Consider the following 19,191-nt stretch of genomic DNA (forward strand, 5'->3'; position numbering starts at 1 on the left):
CCTAGCCCCGCCACGGCGTGGGGCAATCGCAGAAAAGCGTGGCAGAGTTTGCGCGCCCTGTTGAAAATGACCACCAGGCAAGGCTTGATTGTCAACGAAACGGGCGCCTGTCCGGGCGTGGAGCGAAAATTGCCCTATCTGGAAAGCATCAAGGTCTTCGTGCGGGTGGTCGAGCTGGGCTCGATCACCTCGGGCGGGCGCGATCTGCGGCTGACGCCGGCCGTGGCCTCGAAGCGCATCAAGGAGCTTGAGCAGCGGCTGGGCACGCGCCTGTTGAACCGCACCACGCGCAAACTGGTCCCGACCGAGGCGGGGCGGTTGTTCTACGACCATGCGCGCGGCGTCGTTGCCTCGCTCGAGGATGCCGAGGCGGCGATCGCGGGGCTTGAGGGGAAGCCGCGCGGCACGGTGCGGGTGACGGCGCCGCTGGGCGTGGGCCGGCGCCTGGTTGCGCCCCTGGTGCCGTTGTTCTGCGAGGCGCATCCCGGCGTCGAGATCCGGCTGCGGCTGTCGGACCGGCGGGTCGATCTGTTCGAGGACGAGCAGGACGTGGCCTTCTTCCTGGGACAGCCGCAGGATTCCACGCTGAAACTGCGCAAGATCGCCGATTGTCCGCGTGTGCTGTGCGCCGCGCCCGCCTATCTGGCCCGCGCTGGGGTGCCGCGGGTTCCGCAGGATCTGCTGACGCATAATTGCCTGCTGCTGCGCTTTCCCCGCTCGCCCGAGTATTTCTGGGTACTCGACGGACCCGACGGCCCGATAAAGCTGGAAGTCTCGGGTCGGTTCGATACCGACGAGGGCGACGTGCTGCTGGACTGGGCGCTGGGCGGCTGGGGCATCGTGATGAAGCCGCGCTTCGAAGTGGCCGCCCATCTGCAAAGCGGCGCCCTGGTCGAGATCCTGCCCGACACGCCGCCGCAGGGCGCTCTTCTGGGCTGTCTCTACCCGCATCGCAAGCTGCAGGACCCCAAGGTTCAGCGCTTCATCGATTTCATGCTGCGCCATTGCCGCGCCGCGCTCGAACGTTCCTAGCACGCCGCCGGGCGCCGACCGGGCAGGCAAGGCCCCGACCGCGTTTCTGTGCGCCCAACAATTGCCCCGATTCGAACCATTGATGCCCACAATCCGGGCCTAGACCGGGCGAAACGCGATCTATGTCCTTCCCGGAGCTGTTCTCATGAGTAACGTGCTTAACGACCTGATCCTCACCGATGTCGCCAGCCTCACGGTCGGGGATACGCTCACCCCCGGCGCCGGACTGACCGGGATCGCGGATTCCGGCGTGGTGACGGCGCAGACCGATCCCGGCGTACTGGCCGAGGGCGATACGCTTTATCTCAATTCCTCGACCGGCAGCATCACCGGGCTGAGCACGCTGCAGGCGAATGTCACCTATTCCAACGCGCTGGGCAGCGATGTCACGGCGGCGATGACGCTGGTGGCGGTCGAAGTCACCGACAATGTCAGCGGCGCGACCTCGACCCTGCTGCTGCCGCTCGATGCGAATGGCGACATCATCCATATCAGCGCGCTGGAAATCACCGCGCTCGATACCAATCCGGGCCTGACGCAGATCGATTTCGACAATGTCTCGGGCGACGAGACGGTGTCGCTGTCGCTGCCCGGGGTGATCGACGGCAGCGATGGCGGCGAGACGATGTCGGCGGGCTATACCGATGGCGACGGTGACGCGATGGACGATTCGGGCAATGTCATCGAGGCCAATGGCGGCGACGACACGGTCTATGGCGGGCTGGGCGCCGATACGATCTCGGGCGGGACGGGCAATGACTGGCTGTTCGGCGGCGACGGCAACGACGTGCTGTCGGGCAATGACGGCGCCGATTCGATCTGGGGCGACCGCGGCGACGATACGCTTTTCGGCAACGAAGGCGACGACAAGCTGATCGGCGGCGAGGGCAATGACCTCATCATCGGCGGCGAAGGCAACAACCTGATGTATGGCGACAGCGCCTTCGGCGATACCGGCGGCTGGTCGCCCAGCGATTCGCCCGAACCGGGCTATGGCAGCGATACGCTGGTCATGGGCAATGGCGACGACACCGCCTATGGCGGCTCGGGCGACGATTCCTTCCGCGTCTTCGACGCTTTCGGCAACCACCAGATCACCGGCGGCGAGGCCGGCGAAACGCTGGGCGACAAGATCGACGCCACGCTGATGACCGAAAGCACCAAGGTCACCTATACCGGCGACGAAGAAGGCACGATGGCCTCGGGCGCCAATACCGCCGGCTTCACCGAGATCGAGCGCATCAACCTGGGCTCGGGCGATGACGAGGCCGAGGTGATCACCACCACCACCGGCTATATCCATGGCGGTTCGGGTTTCGACCAGCTGGTCCTGCCCGAGGGCGACGAGGCGCCGGATGTCTTCATCACCAACACGGTGACCAATCCCGACGGCACGATCTCGCAAGACGGCTACGTGATCTTCAAGGATGGCTCACGGCTGGATTTCGAAAGCTTCGAAAAGATCATCTGCTTCATGCCCGGCACCCGGATCGACACGCTGCGCGGCCGCGTCGCGGTCGAGGACCTGCAGCCGGGCGACAAGGTCCTGACCCGCGATCACGGCTACCAGCCGCTGGCCTGGACCGGGCGCCACGATTTCACGATGTCGGAAACGCTGGCCCATCCCAGCGTGATCCCCGTCCGGATCGAGGCCGGGGCGCTGGGCAAGGGGCTTCCCGAGCGCGACCTCTTCGTCTCGCCGCGCCACCGGATGCTGATCAGCGGCCCGCGCGCCGAGCTGATGTTCGGCGAAAGCGAGGTGCTGATCTGCGCCATGGACCTGCTGGGCCTGCCGGGCGTCAGCCGCATGTGCAAGGGGCCGGTCAGCTATGTGCATGTGATGTGCGACACGCACCAGATCATCCGCGCCGAAGGGTCCTGGACCGAAAGCTTCCAGCCCGCCGAAGCGGTGCTCGATTCCATGGATGCCGAGGTCCGCGCCGAATTGCTGGCGCTGTTCCCCGAACTCGCCACGGAAGAGGGCCGCGCCGCCTATGGCGCCGCGCGCCCGGTGCTCTCGGGCGCCGAAGCGCGGGTCCTGTTCGCGGCCTGAACCGGGTGCTTGTCGCAAAACAGCCCCGCCGGGGGCTTTTCGCGCCCGCCTGGCGCATCTTTACGCCACAAATATCCTCGGGGGGTGAATTGGCCGCAGGCCAAGAGGGGGGCAGACAGCCCCCCTTTTCCGCTGCCTCGCCGGGAAACCGTCAGCCGAAGCGGCGCAGCCCGTCTTCGGTGACAACCCCGTCCAGCCGCTGGTCGTAAGCGTCGATCGGCACTTCCGCGATCTCCTGCGCGCCATAGGCGAAACCAAGCGCGGTGACCGGGCCCGCCTTGCGCAGCATCTCCAGCGTGCGGTCGTAGAAGCCGCCGCCATAGCCCAGCCGGTAGCCGCGCGCGTCGAAGGCCAGAAGCGGCACGATCAGCACTTGCGGTACCATCGCCACGCCCTCCTCGGGCACGCGGGCGCCGAACGGGCCGTCGATCAGCACCGCGTCCGGCGTCCACAGATGGAACAGCAGCGGCTGCGCCTTTCCGGGGATCACCGGCACGCCGACCGGGCCGTCATGGGCGGCCATGGCGGGACGGGGGTCGATCTCGGTGCGGATCGGCAGATAGCCCGAGACCGGCGCGCCGGGATGCTCTGCCAGCGCCGCGCGCAGATGCGCCTGCGCCGCCGCATCCAGCCCCTTGCCATGCGCCAGCTTGCGCGCGGCGAAGGCCGCTTTGCGGGTTTCGGCCTTGGTGTCGTCGATCATGGATGCCTCATGCAGCGGGACGGGTCAGAGCAGGATCGCCGAGGCGAGCCCGAGAAAGGCGAAGAAGCCCACCACATCGGTGACGGTGGTCACGAAGGGCCCCGATGCCAGCGCCGGGTCGACCTTGATCTTGTCCAGGATCACCGGCAGCACGATGCCGCTGAGCGCTGCCGCCGTCAGCGTCGCGACCATCGCCAGCGCGATCACCAAAGCCAGCATCGGCACGCCGAACCACACGCCCGCGACGCCCGCCATGATCAGCCCGAAGGCCGAGCCGTTGATCAGCCCCACGATCAGTTCGCGCCAGATGACGCGGCGGGTATTCTGCCCGGTCAGCTCGCGCGTCGCCAGCGCGCGCACGGCGACCGTCATCGACTGGGTCCCGGCATTCCCGCCCATCGAGGCGACGATCGGCATCAGCACCGCCAGCGCGACCATGGCGTTGATCGCGTCTTCGAACTGCGCGATCACGGCCGAGGCGAAGATCGCCGTGATCAGGTTGATGAACAGCCACAGGAACCGGCCGCGCGCGGTGTCGACGATGCGGTCGCTGAGCGAACTTTCCTCGTTCACGCCGGCCATCCTGAGCATGTCTTCCTCGTGCTCTTCGTCCAGCACGATCATGGCGTCGTCGATGGTGATGACCCCGACCAGCCGGCCCGCGTCATCGACGACCGGGGTCGAGATCAAATGGTACTTATTGAACACCAGCGCGACTTCGGTCTCGGATTCGCTGGCCTCGAATGTCCGGAAACTGTCTTCGGTGATGTCCTTGAGCGCCACGTCGCGTTTCGAGGCCAGGACCCGTCCCAGCGTCGCGTGGCCGGTGGGGCGGTGGCGTTCGTCGACCAGGATGACGTGGTAGAACTGGTCCGGCAGCCAGTCGATAGTGCGCAGGTGGTCGATGGTTTCGCCCACCGTCCAGTCCTGCGGCGCGCTGACCGTTTCCGACTGCATCAGGCGCCCGGCCGAGTATTCGGGCCAGGCCAGCGAGCTTTCGACCGCTGCCCGGTCGTCGCTTTCCAGCGCGCCCAGGATGAAGGCCTGGTCGTCGTCTTCGAGATCCTCGATGATGTCGACGACGTCGTCGGTATCGAGCTCGCGCATCGCCTCGGCCAGCGCCTCGCGCGGGAGGGCCTCGATGATCTCTTCGCGCAGGTTCTCGTCGAGTTCCGACAGGACCTCGCCGTCGATCCCGGCGGGGTAGAGGGTCAGAAGCGCGTGACGCTGCGGGCCGCTGATCTGTTCCAGAAGGTCCGAGATATCGGCCGGGTGCAGCGGTTCCAGCGCTTCGGCCACCGCCCTGGCATCGCCCGCTTCGACCGCGTCGAGGATCGTGTCGATCCGGTCGCTGTCGAGATCCGAATTGCCCGGTTCGTCACTCTGGTCGGCGGGCACGAGGCGGGTTTCGTCGTCGGCGGGGTGGGTCATCGGCGCCTCGTTCTGTATCGTGCTGGCGGGTCGCGGGCTTTGTCGTGTCGGGTCGGCCTGTGGCGTCGTCGCGCGGCGTTGCGGGTCGGGGAACCGCGCGGCCGCGCCTCTGGTTGTTAAGCGCAAACGGGATGTCGATAAAGGCCCCAGACGTGTCCTGAAGCGGAAAGGACGCGTGCCGGGTCGGAAAGCTTGCGCGCGCGGTCAGCCGGCCAGCAGGGCGAGCGCTTCGGCATGCACCGCCGGGTTGGCAGCGGCGATCACACGGCCCCCCTGATGCGCGTGTCCGCCCGTCCAGTCGGTGACGATCCCGCCCGCCGCCTCGATCACCGCAAGCGGGGCCATGATGTCGTAGCTTTTCAGCCCGGCTTCGATCACCAGATCGATCTGTCCGGCTGCCAGCAGCGCATAGGCATAGCAATCCATGCCGTAGCGGGTGAGTTGCGCGCGCGCCGAGACGCGCTCGAAGGCGTCGCGATCGTCGGGCGTGCCGATTTCCGGGAAGGTGGTGAACAGGATCGACTGGGCGAGAGCGCGCGCGGGGCGTGTGGCCAGCGTATGCGTGCCCGTCGGACCGGTGACGCGGGCGATGCCGAAGCCGCCGCAGAAACGCTCGCCGATAAAGGGCTGATCGACGATGCCGAGGCGCGCGCCGTGATCGTCGGCAAGCCCGATCAGCACGCCCCATGTGGGCGCACCCGACAGAAAGGCGCGGGTGCCGTCTATCGGGTCCAGAACCCAGGTCAGCCCCGATGTGCCGGGTTTGGCGTCCTGTTCCTCGCCCAGGATGGCGTCCTGCGGGCGCATCTGCGCCAGGATCTCGCGCATCGCCGCTTCGCAATCGCGGTCGGCCACGGTGACGGGATCGAAGCCGCCGGCGTCCTTGTTGTCGGCGGTCAGGCCCCGGGCGCGGAAATGCTTCAGTGTCACGTCGCGCGCGGCATCGGCCAGCGCATGGGCGGTACGCCAGAGCTCGGCGCGGGTTTCGGGCGAGAGATCGGCGGATCGCGTCATCGGGCAGGTCCTCGGTCCGGGGCTGGGGCGGGCGGCGGGCTTTGGGAGGGTGTAGACGCGCGGCACGGCAAACGCCAGCGCGCGAACGTATCGGCGCCGCCTTCTCCGCGGGCGGGACCCGGGATCCGGCGGCGCTGAACACTCGTTACGACAAACGACGCAGGCCTTCCGCGCCGGGCGCGTCGGATACGACAGCACACGGCGTGAGGCAAGGTCTGATTTCGGGAAGTCTGGCTACGGGTTAACTGAACAGGTGACTGGTACGGAACAGGAAAACCACTCGGAACACGGATGGTTACGGGTACGTCACTGGTACGGAACGCGTCGACGCGGACCCGTCAGGCGGCGTCGGAGAGAACCCGGGCGAGGTCGAACAGACGTTTTCGTTGCGCTTCGGGAATGGCGTAATAGGCGCGGACAAGCTCCATCGCTTCCTTGTTGGCAAGGATGTCGGTTTCCGCATCGGCGGCGCTTTCGTCCTCGCTGAGGCCCTGGAAGAAGAAACCGATCTGCACGCCGAGCGTGCGCGCGATGTCCCACAGCCGAGAGGCGCTGACCCGGTTCATGCCGGTTTCGTATTTCTGGATCTGCTGGAATTTGATGCCGACAGAATCGGCCAGCTGCTGCTGCGTCATGCCGACCATCCAGCGTCTGTGCCGGATTCGCTTGCCGACATGCACGTCAACGGGGTGCTTCACGTCGTTACTCCTTCGTATTCTGGCTGCTGTGCCCGTGAGCGAGCCCGCAACCGACAACCGTCAAACCAGTACAAGCAATAACCGTGCCAAGTTTCGCGTTCGGGAAGTTTTTTTCCGGGTTTCTGGGAGTTCTCATCTTCCGGAAGAACCATTTCCGCGGATTCCATCCCTGATCGTCTCGTCAAAGGTGATCTTTCGACCGGCACACGCGCTATGAGAGACCATCCACATTTTCCTGAACTTCCGGCAAACCCGGATTCTAACATCGGAATATTTTAGCTGCTCCGACCCCGTCATCAAGCTGTGTTTTGCAATTTGCACATCTTTTTGCATCAACTTAAACGTGTATTTGCAATTTGCGACGTAACGGCGCGGACGGAAGGGCGGGCACAGCGGCTTGTTCTTGGCCCGCGGGCTGTCCATTCTCGACCCCGGAAGAGGAAACCCACCCCCAGACCGGCAATCCAGACCGGCAACCCCGTTGCAAAGGAGCCCCGATGCGCGCCTTCGTCCTTGCGTCGACCGAGACCCCGCCCGCCCTGACCGAACTCCCGGTGCCCGAGCCGGGTCCCGGCGAGATCCGTGTGCGTATCCGCGCCTGCGGTCTGAACTTCGCCGACCTGCTGATGGCCAAGGGCACCTATCAGGAGATCCCGCCGATGCCCTTCGTCATGGGGATGGAACTGGCGGGCGAGGTCGATGCGCTGGGCGAGGGCGTCTCGCGCTTGAAGCCGGGCCAGCGCGTCGCGGTCTTCGCGGGGCAGGGGGGGCTTGCGGAATACGGCTGCTTCCCCGCCGCGCGCTGCCTGCCCATTCCCGACGCGATGCCTTTCGACCATGCGGCGGGCTTCATGGTGGCTTACGGCACCTCGCATGTGGCGCTTCGTCACCGTGCGCGGCTGAAGGCGGGCGAGACGCTGCTGGTTCTGGGTGCCGCGGGCGGCGTCGGGCTGACCGCGGTCGAGATCGGCGCCAAGCTGGGCGCGCGGGTCGTGGCGGTGGCGCGCGGGGCCGAGAAGCTGAAGGTGGCCCAGGCCGCCGGCGCCTCGGTGCTGATCGACAGCGAGGGCGACGATCTGAAGGCCGCTTTCAAGGCGCTGGGCGGTGTCGACGTCGTCTATGACGCGGTGGGCGAGCCTGCCGCCTCGGCCGCGCTGCGCGCGATGAACCCCGAAGGCCGCTACGTCGTGATCGGCTTTGCCGGCGGCACGGTGCCGCAATTCCCGGCCAATATCCTTCTCGTCAAGAATATCGACGTGATCGGGCTTTACTGGGGCGGCTATTCGGCCTTCGCGCCCGAGGTGTTGACGGATTCGCTGGCCGAGCTGATGCGCCTCTATGCCGAGGGCGGGTTGCATCCGCATGTCAGCCACGCGCTTCCGCTGGAGCAAACGGCCGAGGCGATGGCGCTGATGCGCTCGCGCGCCTCGACCGGCAAGGTTGTCATCACCATGGCCGACTGAGCGTCTATTCCGCCGCGACACCGGCCTGCGCCGCGGGCCGGGCCGCGGACGGGATCGCCGCCTGCGCGAGCGGCCGGATCTCGCCGCTCCACGCCTTGCGCAGAAGCTCGGCCAACGCGGTGACGCCGGGAATGGTGTTGCCGGGCCGAACGTAGAGGTTGATGAGGAAGCTCGACAATTCGGGCAGCCCGCAGCCCGGCGGGATGCGTTCCACATGCGGCGGCTCGGTGCCGGCCAGCAGCGCATGCACCGCCATGTCGCAGCTGACCGCCGCTTCCAGCGTGCGGTCGGAATCGCTTTCGACCGCCGTTTCCCAGGGCACGCCCGCCCGGTCGAGCGCGGCGATGATGCCCGCCCGGAACGCGCAGACCCGCCCCTGCGCCAGCCGCAGCGGCCGCTGGCGATAGGCCAGCCCGCCCGGCGCGCCGATCCAGACCAGCGGCAGATGCGCCAGCGTCTCGCCGCCCGCGTCGCATTGCATTTCGGTCGTCAGGATCAGGTCGCATTCGCCGCGCCCATAGGCTTCCTTGGCACGCACAGTATTGAGCGTCTGAAGCTGGACGTTCATGCGCGGGAACAGCGTGTTGAAATGGCGCAGGACCTGCGGGATATGCGGGTAGATGATGTCATGGGGCAGCGCGAAGCGGATCTCGCCCTCGTATTCGCTGTCGGTCAGCCGTTCGACCGCCTCGTCGTTGAGGGCAAGGATCCGGCGCGCATAGGACAGAAGCTGCTCGCCCGCATTGCTCAGCGTCACACCGCGCCCCGATCGTTCAAGCAGCGTCAGCCCGAGGCTTTCCTCCAGCCGCTTGATCTGCATCGAGACGGCGGATTGCGTCAGGTTCAGAAGCTGCGCGGCCTTGGTGACGCCGCCGAAATCGGCGATCGCGGCAAGGGCGCGCAGGGCGGCAAGGTCGAGATTTCGGCGCATATCAAGATCCGTGAACATACCCATCAGAAACATTCGTTTCCCTTATACAGCACGCAGGGCTATCTGATCAACATCCGTGATGAGCGGATGACGAAAGATCACGATACGCAAGAGGATGCTCTGATGACCTGTGTTGACAGCCACCTGCAAGCCACCCTGCCGGCCAAAGCCGCGCCCTCGCGGCTGGCCCGTCTCTTCCGCACGGTTCTGGAGGCACGTTCGCTGGTGCGTCAGCGTGTCGCGCTCGGCGCTCTCGACGACCGACTGCTGAAGGATATCGGGCTCGACCGCAGCACCGCCCGGGCGGAGGCCGATCGCCCTTTCTGGGATGGCCCGGACTGGTGGCGCTGAGACATCGGCACAAGGCGTGCAAAGCGCGCCGGACCGCCCGCGCGCGGGTCCTCTACCGCAGGCGCGCGCGCGGAATCTAATCGCTTCCGGTCAACCTGATCTTGAAATGCGAGTCTTCCTTCCCGATATTGAACGCAAGTCCGGTTCCCGAGGCCGGGAACCTGCGTCCAACATCTTAACGGAGGGATACATGGCCAACTACCAGTCGGTGCGCACGTCCGACGCTGGCGCGCTTGGCGCACGGATCGACGAGGGCCTGCGCGCGCATATGAACAAGGTCTACGGCACGATGTCCGTGGGCATGCTGATCACCGCAGCGGGGGCCTGGGCCATTTCCGGTCTCGCCACCACCTCGGACCCGGCAACCGCCGCGGCCCAGCTTCAGAACGGCCAATACCTGTCGCAGCTCGGCTACGCGCTCTATGCCTCGCCGCTGCGCTGGGTGGTGATGTTCGCGCCGCTCGCCTTCATCCTGTTCGGATGGGGCGCGATGCTGCGCAATGCCTCGGCTGCGGCGATGCAGATCGCCTTCTACGTCTTCGCGGCGATGATCGGCGTGTCGCTCAGCTCGATCTTCCTGATCTATACCGACGCCTCGATCGTGCAGACCTTCCTGGTCACGGCCATCGCCTTCGCGGGGCTCAGCCTTTACGGCTACACCACGAAACGCGACCTTTCGGGTTTCGGCACCTTCCTCGTTATGGGGGTGATCGGGCTGATCGTGGCGATGGTGATCAACATCTTCCTGCAATCGGCGGCGATGACCTTCGCGATCTCGGTGATCGGCGTACTGCTCTTCGCCGGCCTGACCGCTTTCGACACGCAGTCGATCAAGGCCAATTACGTGGCCCACGCCCAGCAGGGCGATACCGAATGGCTGCAGAAATCGGCCATCGCCGGCGCGCTCAGCCTGTATCTGGACTTCCTCAACATGTTCCAGTTCCTGCTGATGTTCCTGGGCAACCGCGAATAACGCGTTCCCATCCGTTTTCGAAAGGGCCGGTCGAAAGACCGGCCCTTTTTCGTGGCCCGCATCTTTGTTCCGGAAATATCCCGGGGGGTGCGGGGGGCAGCGCCCCCCGCCCGGTCGCGCGAGACCTCGGCGCCGGAGGCGTCGCGGGCGAGGGCGAAACCCCTCACCCGGCTGGCAAGAAGCCGCGGTGACGGCAGGGGCGTTGCTGCGGGGGCGGCGGCGCAGGCGACATGCGGTCGCGCGGCCCTGGGGGGCGATGAGACGCGCTGAGCAGCATGCGGCAGGCAAGGGGCCCTCGGCGGCAGACCTGGCCCCTCGGAAACGAAAAAGGCCACCCGCGCGGGGTGGCCCAATTCCGGTACGGCAGGCAGATCTTACTTGATCTTGCCTTCCTTGTACTCGACATGCTGACGCACAACCGGGTCGAACTTCCGGATGGTCATCTTTTCGGTCATCGTGCGGGCGTTCTTCTTGGTCACGTAGAAGTGGCCGGTGCCCGCCGTCGAGTTCAGACGGATCTTGATCGTCGTCGGCTTCGCCATGGGTGTCTCCTGCGCACGGCCGCCGCAGGCTGGCCGGTGAATTCCTTTGAAGCCCGCCTTTTACGCATCCCCGGGCCAGAGTCAACGCCCCAAACGCGGCAATTCGTTCAATAGGCGTTTTTCGTGGTGACAAGGCTCACGGGCGTCATCAGCACGATCTTCAGATCCAGCCACAGCGACCAGTGTTCGATGTAGTAGAGGTCGTGTTCGATGCGCTGGGTGATCTTCTCCATCGAGTTCATCTCGCCGCGCCAGCCCTTGACCTGCGCCCATCCGGTGACGCCCGGCTTGACCTTGTGGCGGGCCGAATAGGCCTGCTCGATCTGGTCATAGACGATGTCGCCGGTGCGCGCGGCGGTGGCGTGGGGGCGGGGCCCCACCATCGACAGGTCACCCTTGATGACGTTGAAGAATTGCGGGAATTCGTCGATCGAGGCCCGGCGGATGAAGCGGCCGACGCGGGTGACCCGGGCATCGCCCTTGCGCACCGCCTTGACCGCCGTCGGATCGCACAGATCGGTGTACATCGACCGGAATTTCAGCACGCTGATCGGCTTGTTGTTATAGCCGTGCCGTTTCTGGCGGAACAGCACCGGACCGGGCGAATCGAGCTTGATGGCAATCGCGGTGATCAGCATCACCGGGGACAGCATCAGGATCGCGAGCGAGGCGAAGAACAGGTCGAAGATCCGCTTCTCTACCGCCGCGAAACCGCCGATCGGGCGCTTGTAGATCTCGATCAGCCCGATCGGCCCGATCTTCGAGCGTTTCTTGCGCGAATAATCCGGGATCTCGGTGCCTTCGGTCACGCGGATATCCACCGGCAGGACGAAGAGCCGCGCCAGCAATTCGCGGATCCGCGCCTGCGAGGCGCCGGGAATGGCGATGATCACCGTGTCGATCTTGGCCAGCCGGGCGAACTCGACCAGGTCGTCGATATCCCCGGTCTTGTGATGGCCTGCCAGCGTCGCGGGAGAACGCGCGCCCATGCGCTCGTCGAAAAAGCCGCACAGGCGCCGCCCGCGTCCGCGCTCGCGGTCGATCTCGCGGATCAGGGGTTCGATATCGGCGCCGCCGCCGACCAGCACGATCCGGTGCTCCAGGATCCCCGCGCGGACAAGATGATGCACCCGCGCGCGCATCGCCACGCGGCTCACGCCCATCAGCCCGCCCGCAGCGAGGCCCCAGTACAGGCCCCAGACTTGCAGCGTGCTCATCGGCATCCCGGCCCATCCCAGCGCCGCCAGCGTCAGCAGAAGCCCGCCCCCAAGGCTGACCAGCCCCACCGCGAGCCCCTTGCGCAGCGAGCGCATGCGGCGAAACCCGTAGCCGCCCAGAAGCTTCGCAAGGAAGGTCACGCAGAGCGCCGCCATCCAGACCGCGCCGGCCCGTTGCATCGGCCCCAGCATCGCATCCGCCACGAGGCTATGCGCCAGCAGGCCGGTCAGCCCGATGCTCAGCAGGTCGGCGACGAACTGGATATAGCCCAGCACGCGCGGCTGCATGGTCGAGCGCGACAGCCTTTGCGCCGCGGCCAGTGCCTGTCCGCCCAGAAGCCGGGGCCGCGCGGTGCCGGTATAGGGCCGGCGGCGATGGGTTTCCGTGAACAGGCGTTTTCGCGCGAAGGATTCATTCATGACTGTACCGACCGGCTTCCCAAAAGACGCGACCGGCGCTGTCCGCTGACTCGCCGGTTCGGGATCACTCTAGGAGCCGGGTCGGGCACAATTGTGGCACTTTGGGGCCAGACTGTCCCGTTTTCGGGATTTCCCCCATGCATTTTGCAATCTGCGCGTGTGCGGGGTGATGCCCGCGTCAAACACCGCGTGGCGTGGCGTGTTTCAGGTGTCTTGAAGGCGCATCGTGATGGCGGGTCAGGGGATATTTGCGCGGATGGCCTGTAAGCCGGATTCTGTTCCGGGTTGCCCCGGCGACGACCATTCATCTGCCCCGTCCGTTACCGGCGGGGTCAAGCTGCCAACCCGGGCCTCTGGGCTGAGACGTCCCTGCGGCGATATCGGTCCGCCCGAAGACGACACCGATCATGCCCGCGCGAGGCCCCTATTCGGCATTGCTCCCGGTGGGGCTTGCCATGCCGGTCCGGTTACCCGTCCCGCGGTGGGCTCTTACCCCACCGTTTCACCCTTGCCGCGGCCCGTCTCCCTTGCGGGGCCGGGCGGTGCGGCGGTCTGTTCTCTGTGGCGCTTTCCCTCGGGTTGCCCCGGCCGGGCGTTACCCGGCACCGTTGTCTCATGGAGTCCGGACTTTCCTCGGACCTTTCGGCCCGCGGCCGTCCGGCCATCCGCGCGACGGGTGTCCTACGCCGCGCATGGGCAGTCGTCAACGGGCGTCTACTCGGTGCAGAGCGTCTCGCGGCGGCCGCGCGCGGTATAGACCTCCTGGCAGCCGAAGATCGGCGTCAGCGGCGCACAGGTGCCCGAACGGGCAAGGCAGAGCCCCTCGCAATCGCTGCCCTCGTCGCAGGCCTGCCCGCCATCGCGCGTGGTCTCGACGCAGGCGTAAAGACCGCTCGTGCCCCGCGCCATGAGCTGGCCACCGCGCTCGCGGCACAAGGCACGCTGTTGGGCGAGGAAGGGTGGTTCGGAGGGCGGGGCCGTTTCGGGCGGGGATTCGGGCGAGCTTTCGGGCAGGATTTCGGGCGCGGCAGGGGCCTGCGCCCCGGATACCGCGGCGCCATCCGCTGGCGTGTCGTCCATGGCCGTCCCGGTCGGGCTTTCCTGCGCGACCGGCATGTCGCTGGTATCCGCAACCGGGCCGGACCCGTTCCGCTCTCCGCCGCCGCAGGCGGCGAGGCTCAGGCACAACAGAAGGGCCAGCGCGCGCATCGGGGGTCAGTACGGCATCGGGTGCGCCTTGTGCACACCGTCGATGGCCTGCGCCAGCCCCTCGGGCAGGGTGACGTCCAGCGCGGGGATCTGCGCCTCGAGCTGCTCGAAACGGGTCGCGCCCAGGATCGGGATCGAGGTGAAGGGCCGCGTGCGATGCCAGGCCAGCGCCATCACCACCGGGTCGATCGACCAGTCGCGTGCAAGGCCCAGATAGGCCGAAACCGCCTCGAACACACGCGGCGTGATGCGGCCCCCCAGATCGGACACGACCGAGCGGCGCGAGCCTTCGGGCGTGACGTCGCCCGCGTATTTCCCCGTCAGCAGCCCCGCCGCAAGGGGCGAATAGGCCAGCAGCGGGATGTTTTCCTGCAGGCTGGTCTCGGCCATGTCGGTGTCGAACAGGCGGCACAGCAGCGAATATTCGTTCTGCACCGAGACAAGACGCGGCAGGGCGGATTCGTCGGCCACCCGGCTCCATTGCGCAAGGCCCCAGGCGGTTTCGTTCGACATGCCCAGATGGCCGATCTTGCCCTCGTCCTGCAGCGCCTTTGCCTCGGCGAGGATCGCCTGCATATGCGCGCGGGTGGCATGCGCGTCGAAGGGCGCTTCGGTCTTCGGCGCGTAGGTCCAGTAACGGCGGAAATGGTACGAGCCGCGATTGGGCCAGTGCAGCTGGAACAGGTCGATATGGTCGGTCCGCAGCCGCGTGAGCGACTCCTCGACCGCGCTGCGCAGGCGCGCGGCGTCGATCATCGGCGTGCCGCCCTCCATCGCTTGCGAGCCTTCGCCGGTGACCTTCGTGGCAAGGATCATCCGCTCGCGCCCGCCATGCCGGGCGATCCAGTTGCCGATCACCGTTTCCGTCCCGCCGCGCTTGTCGGCCGTGACCGGGTTCGTGGGATACATCTCGGCGGTGTCGAGAAAGACCAGCCCGTGATCGAGCCCGAGGGCGATCTGGCGGTGGGCGTCGTCCTCGGGCGTCTGGCGGCCCCATGTCATCGTGCCAAGGCAGATATCGGGGACGCGGGGACCGGAGGGGCCGAGGGTCAGGGTTTTCATACGCGGTCCTTTTTTGCGCAATCCGAGGCGCAGTCCGTTTTCATGGTCGTCGTTTTGGCGGCGAAGGTAACGCCTGAGGGCTGAAAGACAAGGTTGGAGAGCGGCAGGATAGCGGCGGGAGGGATTGAGAACATAAGGCGAACATTGTAGCATTGCGGCATGGCCCGCATCGCCGATTCCCATCCCCTGCCGTCCGACCCCGCGCCCGGTGAAGGCGGGGATGAAAAGGCTGACGCCCAGACGGAGGCGACGCCGGATCTGGACGATCTGCGGCGGATGATGCAGGGCGTGCCGGGGCTTCTGGACGGGGTGGACGAGGCCCCGCCCGATCCCCTCAGGCCGCTGCCGCAGATGGCCCTGACGCGGGGCCGCGTGCACGAGGCGACGGGCCGCTCGCGGCGGCGGCTGGCGGCGCTGGCGGCGGGCGCGGCCCAGCCCGAAGGGCAGGTGATGTGGCTGCGCCCCGCCTGGCGGATCGAGGCGCTCTATCCCTACGGGCTGCTGGACCTGATGCCCGATCCCGGCGCGCTGATCATCGTCGCCTGTCCCAAGCCCGTCGATATCCTGTGGTGCATGGAAGAGGCGCTTCACGCGGGCTGCGTGTCGCTCGTCGTGGCCGAGATCGTCGGGATGCCGGATCTGCGGCAGGTGCGGCGGCTGCATCTGGCCGCGGGCGAAGGGCTGGCGCGCAACCGGCGGGGCGGGCGGGTCCGCCCCGCGCCGCTGGGGTTGATGCTGGACGCCGAGCGCGCCCGAAGCCAGGTGCCGGGGGTCGAGAGCCGCTGGGGGCTGCATCCGGTGCCGGGGCCCGACAGCCTGTCCCCGGTCGGGCGCTGGCGGCTGGAGCGGCAGCTGGCGCGCGGCAAGCCGCCCCGCGACTGGGACATTCTGGAGACCCGGCTTCCCGGCGGCGCGCCGGGCCGAGAGCGGGGCTGAGTATTTGGGGCAGAATGAAGGGGGCGCGGGGGCGCCCGGCTTCAGGGCTCCGGGCTCAATGCACCGCCATCAGCCGCAGCGCGTCGAGGATCGCGGCATGGGTATTGCGCGAGGCCACGGCATCGCCGATGCGCCACAGCCGGAACCGCCCGTCGGGGTTGGTGATGCCTGTCTGCGGCGCCTGTGCGACCAGCGCCTCGTGATCGAGCGCGCCCAGATTGACCGAAAGCGGCTTGAGGTCGAAATAGAGCGCGTCGAGCGGCAGGGTGCCGTGGTTGACGACGACCTGATCGACGATCCGTTCCTGCGTGGTCGGGCCGTAATCGCTGCCGATCACCGCCTTCAGCTGGTTGCCGGCGCGGCTGACCCCGGTCAGGCGCCAGGTCACGGTAAAGGTCACGTCGCGCGGCTGCATCGCGCGCATATAGGGCACGAGGTTCATGCCCATGACCTCGGGGGCGAAGGCGCGGTCGGGGGTCATGATTTCCAGCCGGGCGCCGGATTCGGCAATCATTTCCGCCGCCTGCATCCCGGCGTGATCGCCTGCATCGTCGAAGAGCAACACGTTCCGGCCGGGTTTCGCATCGCCTGACAGGATGTCCCAGGCGCTGACGACCAGATCGTTGCCCTGCGTCAGGATGTCCGTATTGGGCAGGCCGCCGGTGGCGATGACGACGAGATCGGGGGATTCGTCGAGAATCGTGTCGATCTCGGCATAGGTGTTGAACCGGAAATTAACCCCGGCGGCGGAACATTCCGCCATGCGCCAGTCGATGATTCCCATCATTTCCTTCTTGCGCTGGCTCTGCGCGGTCAGCCGGATCTGGCCGCCGGGCTTGTCGGCGGCTTCGAACACGGTGACGTCATGGCCGCGCAATCCCGCCACGCGCGCCGCTTCCAGCCCGCCGGGACCGGCGCCGACGATCACCACCTTGCGCCGCTCGGGCGCGGGGGCGATATCCTGCGGCAGCGTTTCCTCGCGCCCCGAGGCGGCGTTGTGGATGCAGAAGGCAAGGCCGCCCTGATAGATCCGGTCCAGGCAGTAATTCGCGCCGACGCAGGGGCGGATGCGGTCCTCGCGTTTCTCGATGATGCGCCGAACGAGGTTCGGCTCGGTCAGATGGGCGCGGGTCATGCCGATCATGTCCACCTTGCCCGACGCGATGGCATGGCGCGCGGTGGCGACGTCCGGCACGCGCGCGGCATGGAAGATCGGCACATCGATCGCGGCGCGCACCTCGCCCGCGAAGTCGAGATGCGGCGAGGCGGGCATGCCCTGGATCGGGATCACGTCGGTCAGGCCGGGATCGGTGTCGATATGGCCGCGGATGACGTTGAGAAAATCGACGAGCCCCGATTGCTTGAAGCGGCGCCCGACCTCGATCCCCTCGGCGGCATCGACGCCGCCGGGCAGGCGTTCATCGGCGACGTAGCGGATGCCGAGGATGAAATCCTCGCCCACCCTTTCACGACAGGCGCGCAGAACCGCCAGCGGGAAGGCCATCCGCCCGTCCAGATCGCCGCCCCAGGGCGCGTCGAGCGTGTTGGTCAGCGGCGAGATGAACTGGTCCATCAGGTGGCCGTAGCATTCGAACTCGACGCCATCCATGCCGCCCGCCTTCATCCGCTCGCAGGCCTCGGCATAGTCGCGGATCACGCGCTCGATATCCCACTCCTCCATCTGCTTGGTGAAGGCGCGGTGGGCGGGTTCGCGTTCGTGGCCGGGCGAAAGGACGGGCAGCCAGTCGCCCTTGTCCCAGCGCGTGCGCCGCCCCAGATGCGTAAGCTGGATCATGATCGCCGCGCCTTCGTCATGCACGGCGTCGGTCATCGCGCGCAGATGCGGCACGACTTCGTCCTTCCAGGCAAGGATGTTGTTGAAGACGGGCGGGCTGTCGCGCGACACGCTGGCCGATCCCGCCGTCATCGTCAGCGCTACGCCCCCTTTGGCGCGCGCGACGTGATAGGCGCGGTAGCGGCCCTTGGGCATCCCGTCCTCGGGATAGGCGGGTTCATGCGCCGAGATGAAAAGGCGGTTCCTCAGCGTCAGGTGCTTGAGCTGGAAGGGCTGCAGAAGGGGATCGGTCGACATGAGATTTCCTGAGGGGCATTTCGGGCTGTGGCCGGGACAGACTGGACCGCGTTGGGGGCTTTCCTCAACCGGAAATCCGCGTCAGAGTGGCATGATCCAGGCTTATGGGAAAGGCTGTGCGCATGGCTGGCTTTCGGCGCGAGGTTTCATCGCTGGGGGCCCTGGCCACGTTCGAAGCGGCGGCGCGGCTGCAGGGCTTCACCCGCGCGGCCGAGGAACTGGGCGTGACGCAGGCGGCGGTGTCGCGGCAGATCAAGCTGCTCGAGGACGAGCTGAACACCGCTTTGTTCCTGCGCGGCCACCGCAAGGTCGAGCTGACGCCCGCCGGGCTGACCCTGTCGCGCGCGCTGACGGGCGCCTTCGATCAGGTGTCCGAGGCGCTCGACACGATCCGCCGCCCCGCCGAGACGAAGACGGTCACGGTGGCCGCGACGCTGGCCTTCACGCATTTCTGGCTGTTGCCGCGCCTGCCCGCGTTCCGCGCCGCGCATCCCGAGGTGCAATTGCGGCTGGTGTCGCAGGACAGCGGCTTCGATCTGCGCCGCGATACGCTGGACGTTCTGGTCCATTACGGTCGCCCGCCGGTCGATGGCGCGCGCTGCCTTGCCACGCTGCCCGAGCGGGTCTTTCCGGTCTGCGCGCCGGATCTTGCCGGGCAGTCGCTGGAGACCTTGCCGCTGATTTCCTGCGAATGGACAGAGCCCACATGGATGGGCTGGCGTCGCTGGGCACAGCGGGCGGGCATGGTGCCGATGACGCGGCGCAGCGCGCTGCGGTTCAGCCAGTATTCCGACGCGATCTATGCCGCGATCGGCGGCGAGGGCGTGGCGCTGGGCTGGCAGGCTCTGGTGGGGATGCATCTGGAGGATGGACGGCTGGTGCGTCTGGGTGAGGCCGAGGTCGTGCCCGACGAGGTCAACATGCTGCTGGTGCCCGTCACGCGGCGCCCGGGCAAGGCGGCGCAGGTCTTCATCGACTGGCTGGTAACCGCGTTCGAGCGCGCGCAGACATAAGCGCAGATCATTCTAACGCGGCCAATTTCTGCGCGTCACAGGGCCGGGGGG

Annotated in this window: 17 protein-coding genes and 1 other RNA gene; 7 read left to right on the top strand and 11 right to left on the bottom strand. The window is 67.0% G+C overall.

The genetic code is table 11. From position 1 onward, the window contains the following. The first annotated feature begins 129 nt into the window (after positions 1–129). Together C4N9_RS10875 and C4N9_RS10880 are read left to right on the top strand one after the other, a co-directional pair. On the top strand, positions 130–1,032 hold the full coding sequence (locus C4N9_RS10875) for a LysR family transcriptional regulator (protein WP_109533595.1): 903 nt from the start codon (positions 130–132) through the stop codon (positions 1,030–1,032). A 145-nt stretch (positions 1,033–1,177) separates the two neighbouring features. Beyond that, positions 1,178–3,085 (top strand): Hint domain-containing protein, encoded by a 1,908-nt coding sequence (locus tag C4N9_RS10880; RefSeq protein ID WP_109533357.1) that lies wholly within the window; start codon positions 1,178–1,180, stop codon positions 3,083–3,085. A 151-nt stretch (positions 3,086–3,236) separates the two neighbouring features. On the opposite strand, the gene C4N9_RS10885 is transcribed toward C4N9_RS10880, so the two are convergent. The 4 genes from C4N9_RS10885 to C4N9_RS10900 all read right to left on the bottom strand — a co-directional run bounded on the left by C4N9_RS10885 (position 3,237) and on the right by C4N9_RS10900 (position 6,931). Next, on the bottom strand, positions 3,237–3,788 hold the full coding sequence (locus tag C4N9_RS10885) for a 5-formyltetrahydrofolate cyclo-ligase (protein ID WP_109533358.1): 552 nt from the start codon (positions 3,786–3,788) through the stop codon (positions 3,237–3,239). A 24-nt stretch (positions 3,789–3,812) separates the two neighbouring features. Further along, complete coding sequence (gene mgtE, locus C4N9_RS10890) at positions 3,813–5,219, bottom strand: magnesium transporter (protein WP_109533359.1); 1,407 nt, start codon at positions 5,217–5,219, stop codon at positions 3,813–3,815. A 204-nt stretch (positions 5,220–5,423) separates the two neighbouring features. Then, positions 5,424–6,233 carry an inositol monophosphatase family protein gene (locus C4N9_RS10895; protein WP_109533360.1) on the bottom strand — a complete coding sequence of 270 codons (810 nt, stop codon included), beginning with the start codon at positions 6,231–6,233 and terminating at the stop codon, positions 5,424–5,426. A 338-nt stretch (positions 6,234–6,571) separates the two neighbouring features. Next, positions 6,572–6,931, bottom strand: coding sequence for a helix-turn-helix domain-containing protein (locus C4N9_RS10900; RefSeq protein WP_109533361.1), 360 nt, complete (start codon positions 6,929–6,931; stop codon positions 6,572–6,574). 497 nt (positions 6,932–7,428) lie between these two features. Here C4N9_RS10900 and C4N9_RS10905 point away from each other — a divergent pair, with 497 nt between their 5' ends. Continuing rightward, complete coding sequence (locus C4N9_RS10905) at positions 7,429–8,394, top strand: NADPH:quinone oxidoreductase family protein (protein ID WP_109533362.1); 966 nt, start codon at positions 7,429–7,431, stop codon at positions 8,392–8,394. Positions 8,395–8,398: 4 nt separating this feature from the next. Here the strand turns inward: C4N9_RS10905 and C4N9_RS10910 are convergent, their stop codons facing one another. Next, positions 8,399–9,325 (bottom strand): LysR family transcriptional regulator, encoded by a 927-nt coding sequence (locus C4N9_RS10910; protein WP_109533363.1) that lies wholly within the window; start codon positions 9,323–9,325, stop codon positions 8,399–8,401. A 123-nt stretch (positions 9,326–9,448) separates the two neighbouring features. Here C4N9_RS10910 and C4N9_RS10915 point away from each other — a divergent pair, with 123 nt between their 5' ends. Further along, positions 9,449–9,676 carry a DUF1127 domain-containing protein gene (locus C4N9_RS10915; RefSeq protein ID WP_109533596.1) on the top strand — a complete coding sequence of 76 codons (228 nt, stop codon included), beginning with the start codon at positions 9,449–9,451 and terminating at the stop codon, positions 9,674–9,676. Positions 9,677–9,866: 190 nt separating this feature from the next. Next, positions 9,867–10,649, top strand: coding sequence for a Bax inhibitor-1/YccA family protein (locus C4N9_RS10920; RefSeq protein WP_109533364.1), 783 nt, complete (start codon positions 9,867–9,869; stop codon positions 10,647–10,649). A 374-nt stretch (positions 10,650–11,023) separates the two neighbouring features. Here C4N9_RS10920 and rpmG read toward each other — a convergent pair whose 3' ends face one another. The 5 genes from rpmG to C4N9_RS10945 form a co-directional block, all read right to left on the bottom strand. Then, positions 11,024–11,191, bottom strand: a complete 168-nt coding sequence (gene rpmG / locus C4N9_RS10925) for a 50S ribosomal protein L33 (protein WP_068303983.1) — start codon at positions 11,189–11,191, stop codon at positions 11,024–11,026. Positions 11,192–11,298: 107 nt separating this feature from the next. Continuing rightward, positions 11,299–12,828 carry an undecaprenyl-phosphate glucose phosphotransferase gene (locus C4N9_RS10930; protein ID WP_109533365.1) on the bottom strand — a complete coding sequence of 510 codons (1,530 nt, stop codon included), beginning with the start codon at positions 12,826–12,828 and terminating at the stop codon, positions 11,299–11,301. 248 nt (positions 12,829–13,076) lie between these two features. Beyond that, an RNA gene (gene rnpB / locus C4N9_RS10935) (RNase P RNA component class A) lies at positions 13,077–13,497 on the bottom strand. Between the two features lie 45 nt (positions 13,498–13,542). Next, entirely contained in the window at positions 13,543–14,037 is a 495-nt protein-coding gene (locus tag C4N9_RS10940) for a hypothetical protein (protein ID WP_109533366.1), read from the bottom strand. Between the two features lie 6 nt (positions 14,038–14,043). Then, positions 14,044–15,099, bottom strand: coding sequence for an aldo/keto reductase (locus C4N9_RS10945; RefSeq protein ID WP_109533367.1), 1,056 nt, complete (start codon positions 15,097–15,099; stop codon positions 14,044–14,046). 159 nt (positions 15,100–15,258) lie between these two features. Between C4N9_RS10945 and C4N9_RS10950 the strand changes: the two genes are divergently transcribed. Continuing rightward, positions 15,259–16,035, top strand: coding sequence for an ImuA family protein (locus C4N9_RS10950; protein WP_109533368.1), 777 nt, complete (start codon positions 15,259–15,261; stop codon positions 16,033–16,035). A 55-nt stretch (positions 16,036–16,090) separates the two neighbouring features. On the opposite strand, the gene C4N9_RS10955 is transcribed toward C4N9_RS10950, so the two are convergent. Continuing rightward, positions 16,091–18,127: an NADH:flavin oxidoreductase gene (locus C4N9_RS10955; protein WP_109533369.1), complete on the bottom strand. Its 2,037-nt coding sequence runs from the start codon at positions 18,125–18,127 to the stop codon at positions 16,091–16,093. Between the two features lie 122 nt (positions 18,128–18,249). Here C4N9_RS10955 and C4N9_RS10960 point away from each other — a divergent pair, with 122 nt between their 5' ends. Next, positions 18,250–19,140: a LysR substrate-binding domain-containing protein gene (locus C4N9_RS10960; RefSeq protein ID WP_109533597.1), complete on the top strand. Its 891-nt coding sequence runs from the start codon at positions 18,250–18,252 to the stop codon at positions 19,138–19,140. The last annotated feature ends 51 nt before the right edge of the window (positions 19,141–19,191 follow it).

This window comes from Pararhodobacter marinus (assembly GCF_003122215.1).
GTDB classification, from domain to species: Bacteria; Pseudomonadota; Alphaproteobacteria; order Rhodobacterales; family Rhodobacteraceae; genus Pararhodobacter; species Pararhodobacter marinus.